This is a genomic window from Candidatus Sororendozoicomonas aggregata, assembly GCF_031528575.1.
GTDB classification, from domain to species: domain Bacteria; phylum Pseudomonadota; class Gammaproteobacteria; order Pseudomonadales; family Endozoicomonadaceae; genus Endonucleibacter; species Endonucleibacter aggregata.
In genome coordinates this window covers 40,100-51,601 of record NZ_JAVLSP010000017.1, presented here as the reverse complement: position 1 = coordinate 51,601, position 11,502 = coordinate 40,100, and the positions used below count along the sequence as shown (strand labels likewise).

The 11,502-nt window shown below is 43.4% G+C and carries 10 protein-coding genes; 7 read left to right on the top strand and 3 right to left on the bottom strand.

The genetic code is table 11. From position 1 onward, the window contains the following. The first annotated feature begins 13 nt into the window (after positions 1 to 13). From V4C51_RS05385 to V4C51_RS05375, 3 genes are read left to right on the top strand one after another with little or no spacing between them, the layout of a single operon-like run. Positions 14 to 1,117, top strand: coding sequence for a 4Fe-4S cluster-binding domain-containing protein (locus tag V4C51_RS05385; protein WP_330925110.1), 1,104 nt, complete (start codon positions 14 to 16; stop codon positions 1,115 to 1,117). A gap of 7 nt (positions 1,118 to 1,124) precedes the next feature. Further along, positions 1,125 to 2,426, top strand: a complete 1,302-nt coding sequence (locus V4C51_RS05380) for an ATP-grasp domain-containing protein (RefSeq protein ID WP_330925109.1) — start codon at positions 1,125 to 1,127, stop codon at positions 2,424 to 2,426. Then, on the top strand, positions 2,423 to 3,640 hold the full coding sequence (locus V4C51_RS05375) for an MFS transporter (protein WP_330925108.1): 1,218 nt from the start codon (positions 2,423 to 2,425) through the stop codon (positions 3,638 to 3,640). Before V4C51_RS05380 ends, V4C51_RS05375 begins: the two co-directional genes overlap by 4 nt. Positions 3,641 to 3,863: 223 nt before the next feature. On the opposite strand, the gene V4C51_RS05370 is transcribed toward V4C51_RS05375, so the two are convergent. Further along, positions 3,864 to 4,748, bottom strand: coding sequence for a LysR family transcriptional regulator (locus V4C51_RS05370; protein WP_330925107.1), 885 nt, complete (start codon positions 4,746 to 4,748; stop codon positions 3,864 to 3,866). 689 nt (positions 4,749 to 5,437) lie between these two features. On the opposite strand from V4C51_RS05370, the gene V4C51_RS05365 reads away from it, so the two are divergent. Then, positions 5,438 to 6,094 carry a thiopurine S-methyltransferase gene (locus tag V4C51_RS05365; protein ID WP_330925106.1) on the top strand — a complete coding sequence of 219 codons (657 nt, stop codon included), beginning with the start codon at positions 5,438 to 5,440 and terminating at the stop codon, positions 6,092 to 6,094. A gap of 102 nt (positions 6,095 to 6,196) precedes the next feature. Here V4C51_RS05365 and dprA read toward each other — a convergent pair whose 3' ends face one another. Next, on the bottom strand, positions 6,197 to 7,345 hold the full coding sequence (gene dprA / locus V4C51_RS05360; protein ID WP_330925105.1) for a DNA-processing protein DprA: 1,149 nt from the start codon (positions 7,343 to 7,345) through the stop codon (positions 6,197 to 6,199). 24 nt (positions 7,346 to 7,369) lie between these two features. Beyond that, positions 7,370 to 8,395, bottom strand: a complete 1,026-nt coding sequence (locus tag V4C51_RS05355; RefSeq protein WP_330925104.1) for a LysM peptidoglycan-binding domain-containing protein — start codon at positions 8,393 to 8,395, stop codon at positions 7,370 to 7,372. Positions 8,396 to 8,505: 110 nt separating this feature from the next. Between V4C51_RS05355 and def the strand changes: the two genes are divergently transcribed. From def to rsmB, 3 genes are all read left to right on the top strand, one after another. Then, complete coding sequence (def, locus tag V4C51_RS05350; RefSeq protein ID WP_330925103.1) at positions 8,506 to 9,012, top strand: peptide deformylase; 507 nt, start codon at positions 8,506 to 8,508, stop codon at positions 9,010 to 9,012. Positions 9,013 to 9,234: 222 nt separating this feature from the next. After that, positions 9,235 to 10,179, top strand: a complete 945-nt coding sequence (fmt, locus tag V4C51_RS05345; protein WP_330925102.1) for a methionyl-tRNA formyltransferase — start codon at positions 9,235 to 9,237, stop codon at positions 10,177 to 10,179. 15 nt (positions 10,180 to 10,194) lie between these two features. Continuing rightward, on the top strand, positions 10,195 to 11,499 hold the full coding sequence (gene rsmB, locus V4C51_RS05340; RefSeq protein WP_330925101.1) for a 16S rRNA (cytosine(967)-C(5))-methyltransferase RsmB: 1,305 nt from the start codon (positions 10,195 to 10,197) through the stop codon (positions 11,497 to 11,499). The last annotated feature ends 3 nt before the right edge of the window (positions 11,500 to 11,502 follow it).

The window sequence follows — 11,502 nt, the reverse complement described above, 5'->3', positions numbered from 1 at the left end:
ATGAAGTAAAATTATGAATAGTATTTCTGAAGAACAACAAGATAAATTACTTGATCAAGTTAATATGATTTATAAGAGTGCAACGACACCTTATTTGCAAAGTTTAATGCAAAAAAGCAATGCTATCCGTGAACAATTCGAACCAAGTTATTTAGAGGCATTAGGCGGGGGACGAGATGAACCCTTTGAAGAAGGGAAAAAACAAAAAGGTATACAAGGTGTTGAACGCATCTATAAGGATAGAATAGTTCTTACGCCGCATTTTAACTGTGCCAGTTACTGTCGTTATTGTTTTAAGAAAAAAAGAACGCTACAAGGAATAGGAACTCACATGACTGACTCAGATATAGAGTCCGCCATTGATCTTATTAAATCAGATAACGACTTAACAACAGCCCTTATTACTGGTGGTGATCCAATGGCCTCACCTAGAAGGCTATTTAAACTGTTAAATAAATTGGTAGATATTCCCCATGTTACAAAAATAAGAGTTGGTACCAGACATATACTATTTAACCCTAGTAAAGTAACCGATTCTCTCGTCAGTCAAATTTCCGAATATAACTATACAGATCCGTTTAATCTAGCCAACTCAAAAAGTGTTAGCCTAGGTGTGAGCCTTAACCATGCCGACGAGTTAGCGCCAGAGGTTGTTCAGGCAATTCAGAAATTTGTTCGAAAGGGGGTTCAGGTTAGAGGTCAAACTGTACTTTTAAAAAATATTAATGATACACCCCAAAGTTTATTAAGTCTTATTGATAAGATGATGTTATCTGGTGTTTCTCCATATTACTTATTTCACAATATGGATGTTTCCGGTAACAGTCATATGAGAACAAGTGTGAAAAAAGGGCTTGATATTCTTCAGGATCTAGCTGAGTATTCTGGTACATATAACATGACATATGTTTATGTCACACCTGTTGGGAAACATAGAATCAGCCCTGGAAGTAATCTTGATTATGTAACAGTTGATGGTAAGCGCTACATAAAGGCTATATCTCCTTATAAGGCTAAAGATTTCTTGTGTTATTCAGGGAAGAATGAGTTACCTGATATGCATTATGAAGATAATAACGGTTATATCGTTTCTCATTATCTAGACTCAGAGGATTGATTTTCATATGGAAAAGTGTTTTGTTCTAATTGAAAACAATTCACCTATGACATCGCTGTCATTAGCTGAATATATTACCATTTTTGATTATCAGTGCGTTTTGGTGCTAGATGAAAGATTTGATATTCCAGATAAATCTTATCCATTTGTCATAAAAAGGATTTCAAATTTCAATGAAAAAAAATTGAAAAATATAGCTTGTGAGATAAAAGAAAAATATAGGATTGTAGGAATAACTTCTGCGTTTGGATTCTTCTATGAAGGAGGGTTGTTACCTGCAACAGTATCAGACATTGCAAAAGACTTAGGGTTGAAACATACTCCGTCAAGTGCTCTGATTCAAAGTAGTAATAAGTTTTTAATGCGTAGCTGCCTAAAAAAAAATAATGTATATACTACTCGGTTTTCTCTGGCAGATTCACTTGATTCTCTGATTTCATCCTGCAAGCATGTAAAATTTCCAGTCTTACTAAAGCCTGTTGTTGGTTTGGGTTCTAGTTTTATCTATAAGTGTAATAATTTACTTGAAGCAAAAACGGCTTTCGAGCATTATTTAAATAATGTCGAAAATGGTTATTATTCAGATTTGTTTAAAGCACACTCTTTTCAAGGCGTGAACTTCAATCCAAAAAAACAACTGCTCGTAGAAGAATTTCTTGATGGCCCAGAGTTATCAGTAGAGCTTCTATGCACAGACTCAGAAATAATACCTCTTCTTGTGCATGATAAGCTTGATGTTGAAGAAGGAGCGTATTGTAGTTTTGAAAACCTCCTAATTACCCCGCCAGTAAGATTGAATGAGGAACTTGTTAAAGAAACAGAACAATATGCTATTGATATAGCCAAAGTGCTAGGGTTAAAAAATTGCTTTTGCCATGTAGAACTCCGTATTCACAACGGTAAACCCGCTGTGATGGAGATTAACCATCGTATTGGAGGGATGAGAGTTGAAGATACACTGAAAAGTCGTCTTGGAATTGAGCACAATGATATTTTGATAAAATTACTTTCTGGGCAATCCATTGCTCCCCTTGAGAAAAAGGATGAATGTAGAGATTATTTAGGGATGTGTGCAGTATATACCAGAAAAAGCGGTACTCTTAAAAATGTTAAAGGGTTAAAAGACGCAAAGAATATAAAAGGTATAAAAAATATTTCTCAACATGTACCTACTGGTTATAAAGTGGGAGGCGACTTTGAAGAAACATTTGTTGTTACAGCTTGGTTTAAAGCTGACTCAGAGGAAAAAATAAGGGAAATAGATCAAAGAATAAAAGAACTAATCACATTCGAGGTTGAATCGGCATGACTACTTTTCCAAGAAATGCCCTGCTAGCTATTGCGGCAAGAGGGGCAAGTGACTTTGGTGGTTTTGTAGCCATGGTTGCTTTCAGCAGCTATATCTATATTTCTACAAATAATCCTGTTAATGTCGGTATTTTTCTTACTTGTCGTGTTCTAGGCGGTATATTAGGAAGTTTTTTTGCCAATTTGATTTTTACTTGGATAAAAAGCTCTTCTGCCTTATTTTTTTTGAATTTACTACGCTTTATTGCTGTTAGTGGCTTAATATGGTTACCACCCTCTACTCACGTTTATACTTTGCCCATTATAGGGCTTTTGACAGGTGTTTGTAATACTGTTTTTACCGCTGGCGTGAATAGCCAGCTACCAGAGTGGGTGGATGAAACTATATTGGTTCATGTCAATGGATACATGAGTGTTATTTCAGGTATAGCTATTGTTACTGGCAGTCTTATTGCGGGTCTTATTATCAGTTTTTTAGGCTTTCATGCTGTCTTTGGAACGGCCTGTATGAGTTATCTATTATCTGGAATGTTAATTGTAGGTATAAAGTCTAATAATGAAAATATTGTTCTGAAAAAATCGTCACCCGGAAGCATTAGGAAAGACATCACGAAACTAATGCGGGTTTTAAAGATTACCCCTGTCCTGAGCTTAATGTTAATTACGACCCTGGTTGATACTTTAGGAAGTGCCAGCCACAATGTTGGATTCCCTATACTTTCCAAAATTATTGAGCCAGAAAATGCGGCCGCCACTATGGGTTATATTCTTGCCGTATGGGCGTTAGGGCAAATTACTGGTGCCAGGATTATTGTATCTATCTTAAAGAAAAAAACAGAAGATTATATGGAGAAAGCATACTTTTTCGGTGTGATATGTATGTCATTTGGCTTTATTTTTGCTTTTTGGCAGTCATCACTGGTATTTTCTCTAATTTTTTTCATCATAGCGGGCCTTGGAGATGGTATTGCAGAGGTATCCTTTGTGACACGAGCGCAACGTACGGAAAAATCTGTACGTTTATTACTATTCAGCACCATAAGCTTTATGCAGCAAAGTGGGTTTGGTATAGGAATGCTGATTAGCTCGTTTGTATTCTCTTTACTACCACCAGGTTATGTTGTATCTATTTTTCATGGTGTTCCTTTAATTATGATTGGGTATTTCATTTTAAGGAAAGTACTGTTAATCAAAACTAAACCCAAATTCATTTGAAAGTTTTGGTTTCAAGTGAGTTCGCTGCGTCGTATATGGTTCGCCCTCTTTTTGCAAGAGCTTGTTATGTGCAACTGGAGCACTATCGACCAGCCAAGGCTTTATTGAGGCTTGGCTTGGATATGCTCCGCAGGGTTCTGAAAAATAGATGCTCAAATAATGACCCTATTGATTTTTAGCGACTGTTTAATGTTTTGTCTTGAACATAGGACAGCTTCCCGGATTAGCAACTCAACAAATAACTTGAAAAAGTTTGTAATACACGACTAATGTATTTAGATTTATGGCGAATCAAATAAAAATTTCGTTTCAGCGACAAATCATCAACCTTTATTGTTGCCAGGCTCCCACTTTCAATTTCCCGACAAACACTCAACCGTGAAATACAAGCCAAACCATACCCGTCTGCCGTTGCCTGCTTAATTGCTTCTGTACGGTTTAGTTCCATCTTTATCTTTGGTGCCCCTATTTTAGCGACAATCATTTCTTTAAAAACTTCCCGGGTACCAGAACCCGACTCTCGTAAAAGCCAGGGTTCATCAGCAAGCTCAGCAAGCGCTATACAGGATTTATTGGCCAGACGATGTAACGGGCTGCATATAATGACCAACTCATCATCACACCAGGTTGTCACGTCAATATCAGGATGAAGGCAGATGCCTTCCACCAGCGCCATATCAATATCAAAATCCAGAATACGCTGCACGATATGGCGACTATTCCCCACCATCAAGTCAATCCTGATGCCCGGATATTCTTCGGTAAAATTACCAATAATGCGGGGCATGATATTGTTGCCAATGGTAGAGCTTGAGTCAATTTTCAACACGCCTTTCTGATAAAAGTTATCCCGGTTAAACTGCTGTTCAATTTCTACCGCTCTGTCTAGCAGCTCACAGGCCTTTGGCAACAAGGCCCTACCCGCATCATTCAAACTAAGGCTCGCCCCTTGATGCCTGTCGAATAGCGGCCCGAGGTGTTTTTCCAGCTCACCCAACGCCATACTGGCTGCTGGCTGTGAAATAAACAATACTTCCGCAGCTGCTGTCACTCGTCCGCACTGAGCAACTGCTTTAAAGATTTCCAGCTGACGCAAGGTAATATGCATACTAATCTCCGTTTAGCAAAATAGCTGGAAGTACTGCTATTTTGTGGGCGTTCATTAACACTACTTCGGACAGTTTTCAGGCAGATTAACCATGAGGGAAAGCAGCGAAAATAGAGATATGTAAGGTCTCTGCTCTGCAGATACCTCCATTAAACTTGAAGATGCCAGTTTATTATCAATAACAACTCTTGAAAATACAGAGCTGTAGCTGATCTGTACTTAACATCTTTTGTGTCGTTTAATTATACTTTTTTTTTATAGATATCATAGTAAAAACGGCTATGGACGTCATTTCCAATGTCAAGCTATCAGACATCTGGTGAATGTGAGTGAAAGAATGAAATTGACCTAAAAAATAAGACGATAGTATAAGCGCTGATCAATAATAAATTGGATAGAGCCATTAAGAGCCAAAAACGCAAGCAATACAGTTCAAACCTCAACTCGAAGGTAGCTCTTACAGCTATCAAAGCTGATCAAACAACCCTGAGGTTACCGCACATTTTGACATCCATCTGGCCAGGAGCCTGTCAGACTTATGCTTTCGAGCATATGTCCGACAGGCTTCCAGGGTTGTTTGATTATGGGGGCCCACTTCAGACCCTTTAGCTGGTTAATTTGTGGTCTTTTTTCGCCATTTTGACAGTAAGCCTTTACACTATTAGCTCGTACTATCCCCAACAGGCATCATGATGGAAACAGCATTTTGGTTAGATAGATGGGAAAACCAGCAAATTGGTTTTCATCAAAACACGGTAAATGAACACTTAAAACAACATTGGCAATCGATATCCCCTGGCACAGACAATGTGCTTATCCCTTTATGTGGTAAGTCATTGGATATACTGTGGCTGGCAGAACAATCACTTGCTGTTACTGGCATCGAATTGTCAGCCTTAGCCGTCGATGATTTTTTTGCCCAATCCCAATGTGAGTATACCGTTCAAACACTGCCAGAATACAGGTTGTATCAGAGCCAGCGCATTCGCATTATTCAAGGGGATTACTTTACGCTGCCCCCAGAGCTAACAGGTAAGATTAGCAGCTTTTACGACCGGGCCGCACTGATCGCCATGCCAGAGAGCATGCGGGTTTCTTATGTGGAAAAACTGGCAAGCCTGTTACCTTCTTACGCGCAAGGCTTACTGATTACGATAGAATACCCACAGCATGAATTTTCTAACCCTCCTCCTTTTTCTATCAACACTCATCAGGTCGAATCCCTGCTTTCGCCTTATTTTTCGGTAGAGCGCCTGAGTCGTGAAGATACACTCAAAAATAACAAAAAGTTCGCAGGTAAGGTTTCCTGGCTTTATGAGAGTGTTTATAAGTTAATAAGAAAATAAATTCACAGTTCTGTTTTAGCGCAATATCGGGGGCAGTTTTTATATCCTGGAAGCGCAAAACCCTCTCTTAGTCGCCAACTCATAGGTAGATTAATAGGGTTCTCAAGATAATCGCTGGTAACCACCTGGTACTGACTCAACCAGCCCATGCAATTCAAGATCTGTTAATAATACGGAAAGATCGCTACTGGAAAGGGAACATAGTGCACCGAGCTGATCCACCGTTATAACATCATAGCCCATTGCAGCCAGTATCCTCTGTTGGACAGGGTCATTACATTGGTCGGGGACTACTGATTGTTTTTCTCCCCCCAAAAGCAGCTGCTGAATCTCAGGTCTAAGCTCAACCAATATATCATCAGCACTTTCTACCAACACGGCTCCCTCACGGATTAACCGATGACAACCCTTTGCCATCGGGTTCAATACCGAGCCTGGCATGGCAAAAACCTCACGCCCCTGTTCAGCCGCCAACCGGGCGGATATGAGCGAGCCACTTTCAAGGGCTGCTTCAACCACCAGCACTCCTAACGACAAGCCTGAAATAATGCGGTTACGTCGCGGAAAATTAGACGCCTGTGGACTAGTACCTAACGGGTACTCACTGACAACAGCACCTTGGGGCAAAATAGATTCATAAAGTTTCTGGTGGGAGCGAGGGTAAACTTTATCTACGCCTGTCCCAAGTACCGCAATAGTATTCCCGTAACATGACAATGCGCCCTGATGGGCAGCACCATCTATTCCCATGGCCATACCGCTGGTAATCACAAAGCCGCTGCGAGCCAGCTTTTCTGCTATCTCCATTGCCATGCGCCGACCCTGGGGCGTGGGACGTCGACTGCCCACCATAGCGACCTGAGGCTCTGACAGATGTAGTGGGTTGCCAATGACATAGAGGACAGCTGGCGGGTCTGGCAACTCCTTCAACCGTACTGGATAAGCGTCAGATGTCGGACACAAGACATGATGCGCGTCACTGGCATCCAACCAACCTCTGATAATCGCCAACCGCTTATTAATCGCCTGATTTTTTTGCTGTGAGGCTATAGCCCGAGCAACTTTTTCAGGCACGCCTTGTGCCAGTGCTTTCACCGATGCAGACAGCACTTGTTCAGGTAACTCAAAATGAGACAATAACCGTTGTAAGCGAATAGATCCCAAACCGGGGATCATGGATAAACGAATCCACGGCTCAAGTCTTTCCCACGAACAGGTTAGCTCAAACGGTTTATTTACTGTTGATTGCATACAAAGTCTTTCTATTGTTATTGATCAGGGATTAGTGAGGAAGTCTCCTATCTGCACGTCTTCCATGGCGGACATAACAATACCATAGCTGACTTTTTCAAAAGGGCGATAAATCATCACCATGCCTAACTCCCTGCTTGGTATTCGGTGCTTTTCCCGTGTTGCTGTGTCCTCCACAACCTTTGATTCATAAATACTGAGCACATCCCCGGGCCGCATCTTGTCCCTTTCACCAAGGCTGATGATGACCGTGTCATATTTTCCGGCTTTTTTACCGCCAGATACCACCGCCAGCACCTTTCCATCCACCGATGTATAAGGAGACTTTGGGAAAAACGTGGTAACAGGTGTGAAGGTGTCTTTATCCATCACCCGATCCCCTTTCTTTACAGCCATTTGGGCACCAGTGATCTTGAGCACGCCTACGCCACGCTCCATTTTCTTTATGTCTGCCTCAGCAACCTTATACCCCATCACCCCTAATAACTCTTTGGTAAACGGCTCTCGAATCTCTTGTCCTGGTCGCACAATTTCATACCGCCCCCTGGTGACGTCAAGCCCTTTACTGTATGCCAGATCTCCCGTACTACCGGCAATGCGGTCATTAGGAAAAGCAAAAATATAAGGCGCCCTGCTTAACTCTTCCTCTAACAAAAAAACCCGGTCTGTGCGCAAGAACTTATTGATCAGGCTGATGGAAATGGCAGGAATTGCTTTTTCAATGGGCGTTGTTCGGATCTTTGGACTCAATTTAAAGGTTCTGCCTACATCCCCCCGTCTGGATACCGTTAGCTTTGGCTGACCATCAATATACACCAGGCTGATAATGTCGCCCGGAAAAATCAGGTGTGGGTTACGAATATGGGGATTGGACATCCATAGTTCTTGCCAACGCCAGGGGCTGCGAAGAAAGTATTCAGCCACCTTCCACAGTGTATCGCCTTTTTTTACGGTATAGCTGCCATCAACCCCCCCGCGAAGGGGGCTTTCATTAGCGCTAACAAAAAAAGTTAATAATAACAATGAAGTGGCGATAACAGTGCGGCGCATGAGTGTTCACGTCCCCTTGAAAGTCTTCCACTAATTTCTCGACCATCATGGCTGTTTCTGTACAATACGGCCTATAATATTTAGGTAAAATTAAGAGTTTAATACCACCGATGGCTATCCTGGACATCCTTGAATACCCCGACCCTCGTTTGCGCACCGTTGCTAAACCCGTCAAAACCGTTGATGACGACATTCGCCAGATTGTCGATAATATGCTCGAAACCATGTACACAGCCAAAGGTGTTGGCTTGGCAGCGACGCAGGTGGATATCCACTTACGAATTGTAGTGATGGATATGTCTGAAAACGGCGATAACCCAGTTGTACTAATTAACCCCGGTTTTGAAGGACTGTCTGACGAGAAGTCAGAGTTACAGGAAGGCTGCCTGTCCGTACCCGGTTTTTATGAAAAACTCCACCGACTCGATAAAATCCGCCTGACGGCACTGAACCGTGATGGTGAACAATACAGCATGGATCTTGATGGCCTGGCTGCTGTTTGTGTTCAGCATGAACTGGATCACCTCGAAGGCAAGCTGTTCGTGGATTATCTGTCTCGTCTGAAGCAAGAGCGGATTAAAAAGAAACTGGAAAAAAACCGTCGCCACCATCAATAAGTGCATTCAACTTTAATATGCTCGAAAGCATAAGTCCGACAGGCTCCTGGTAGTTGAATGCCTTATTCCCCATGGAGAATAAGACTCCTGGCAAATTAAAGACGATCAACTGCTGCATTCAGGTTCAATCAGCCTGATAATCATCAGACTGATTTTACTCTTTCTGCCACTTTACTTATTATCCTCTTCCACTTCGTTTTTTTATTGCCTAAATAGCACCTGATGAAACGTCTTAGAATTATTTTTGCCGGTACGCCGGAGTTTGCCAGTGAGCACCTGCAAGCTGTGTTAGAGAGCAAGCATGACCTTATTGCCGTGTACACACAACCCGACCGCCCTGCCGGCAGAGGGCAAAAACTTACCCCCAGCCCGGTAAAGGCGCTGGCACTTGCCCATGATATTCCCGTATTTCAACCGCCCACGTTAAAAAAAGAGGCGTATCAGGCACAGATGTCTGAATTAAAGGCTGACCTGATGGTTGTCGTCGCTTACGGTCTGATATTGCCCCAAGCTGTTCTGGATATACCGAAATACGGCTGTATTAATGTCCATGGCTCTATCCTTCCACGTTGGCGGGGGGCAGCACCCATTCAGCGTGCCATTGGCGCCAATGACAAAGTGTCAGGCATTACCATTATGCAGATGGATGCCGGTTTGGATACAGGCGATATGTTGATTAAATCCCGCTGCCCTGTCCATAAAGATGACACAGCCTCAACCCTCCATGACAGGCTAATCAGTTTAGGTAAACCTGCCTTGCAGGAAGCTTTGGACCGTATTGCTGAAGGTACCCTGAAGCCTGAGCAGCAAAATGATGCACAGGCCTGCTATGCCCACAAACTCAGCAAAGAAGAAGCACGGTTGGACTGGAAGAAAACAACCAAAGAACTAGAGTGCCATATCAGAGCGTTTAATCCCTGGCCTGTAGCAACCACACGACTGGATAATCGGGTGATCAAGCTCTGGCAAGGACACGCCCTGCCAGAATCAACAGACGCCTTACCTGGCACACTGCTAAAGGCAAGTAAAGAAGGGCTGGATGTTGCCTGTAAAGATGGCATATTACGGTTGACACATCTGCAACTGCCCTCCTCGCGCGCTATGGCAGTTCAGGATATTCTTAACAGCCGGAAAGCCTTGTTCGCGCCGGGAAAACAGTTCAGCTAACAATGGCAATAGCACATGGCTAAACAATCATCTGTTCGACTGGCTGCAGCCAGGGTTGTGACTCGCGTGGTTAATGGCGACTCCCTCAATAAAACGCTTACCAAACAGCAGGAAACCATAGGCAACAAAGATCAGGCGTTACTGGCAGAACTGTGTTACGGTACCGTCCGTCATTACGTCAAACTGGATGCCTGGCTACAATTTCTAATGGATAAGCCACTCAAGGCTAAGGAAAAAAACCTTCACAGCTTGATCCTTGTTGGACTCTATCAGCTATTTCATACCCGTATTCCTCACCATGCAGCCATTGGTGAAACCGTTCAGGCCACCCGGACGCTTGGCAAAGCCTGGGCTCGCGGGCTGGTAAACGGTGTTTTGCGCAGTGCTCAGCGCCGGTGTGACCAGTTACAACTACTGACTGAAAGCAACCAACGATGTGCCACAGCACACCCAGACTGGCTGGTTGACACCATAAAAACCTCCTGGCCGGAACACTGGCAGCAGATCATCGCTGAAAACAACCATCTTCCTCCCATGACCTTACGGGTGAATAGTCAACGAATAAGCCGTGATCGCTATCTGAAAAAGCTGCTGGACGCCTGCATCCAGGCCAAACAATCTCAAACCGCCCCTCAAGGCATCACATTAAACAAAGCCATTCCAGTTACACAGCTGCCAATGTTCTCAGAAGGGGTACTGAGTGTTCAGGATGAATCTGCACAGCTGGCCGGTATGCTGGTCAATCCCAGCCCTGGTGAGCGTATTCTGGATGCCTGCTGCGCCCCGGGTGGGAAAACCTGTCACATGCTTGAGCAACACGAAGGAATTGAGGTACACGCTTTGGATTGTTCTGAAACCCGTCTGCTTCGGGTAAAAGAAAACCTTGAGCGACTGAACCTTAGTGCAACCGTCATTTGTGGTGACGCCAGGCAACCTGAGCAATGGTGGGATGGCAAAACCTATGACCACATCCTGCTTGATGCTCCCTGCTCTGCCACGGGCGTCATTCGTCGGCACCCGGACATCAAGCTGCTTCGCACCCCTGAAGATATTGAAGCCCTTGCTATACTCCAGAAACAAATACTAACCAGGTTATGGTCATTACTTAAGCGCGGTGGCACACTGCTATATGTAACTTGCTCGATCATGCCTCAGGAAAACCAACGGCAGATAGAACGGTTTCTGGCCACGCATAACGATGCGCTCCTGCAGCCCCTGCCTGAAAACTGGGGGTATGATACCGGCTTTGGTCGCCAGATTTTCCCCGGCAGTGGCGATGGTTTCTTCTACAGTTTGCTGAGCAAATCAGCCTATTTATAGTAA

Coding starts and splice junctions, on each gene's coding strand:
- V4C51_RS05365 (WP_330925106.1), top strand. CDS start 5,438: ATGATGGAAACAGCATTTTGGTTAGATAGATGGGAAAACCAGCAAATT.
- def (WP_330925103.1), top strand. CDS start 8,506: ATGGCTATCCTGGACATCCTTGAATACCCCGACCCTCGTTTGCGCACC.
- V4C51_RS05370 (WP_330925107.1), bottom strand. CDS start 4,748: ATGCATATTACCTTGCGTCAGCTGGAAATCTTTAAAGCAGTTGCTCAG.
- rsmB (WP_330925101.1), top strand. CDS start 10,195: ATGGCTAAACAATCATCTGTTCGACTGGCTGCAGCCAGGGTTGTGACT.
- fmt (WP_330925102.1), top strand. CDS start 9,235: ATGAAACGTCTTAGAATTATTTTTGCCGGTACGCCGGAGTTTGCCAGT.
- dprA (WP_330925105.1), bottom strand. CDS start 7,345: ATGCAATCAACAGTAAATAAACCGTTTGAGCTAACCTGTTCGTGGGAA.
- V4C51_RS05355 (WP_330925104.1), bottom strand. CDS start 8,395: ATGCGCCGCACTGTTATCGCCACTTCATTGTTATTATTAACTTTTTTT.
- V4C51_RS05385 (WP_330925110.1), top strand. CDS start 14: ATGAATAGTATTTCTGAAGAACAACAAGATAAATTACTTGATCAAGTT.
- V4C51_RS05375 (WP_330925108.1), top strand. CDS start 2,423: ATGACTACTTTTCCAAGAAATGCCCTGCTAGCTATTGCGGCAAGAGGG.
- V4C51_RS05380 (WP_330925109.1), top strand. CDS start 1,125: ATGGAAAAGTGTTTTGTTCTAATTGAAAACAATTCACCTATGACATCG.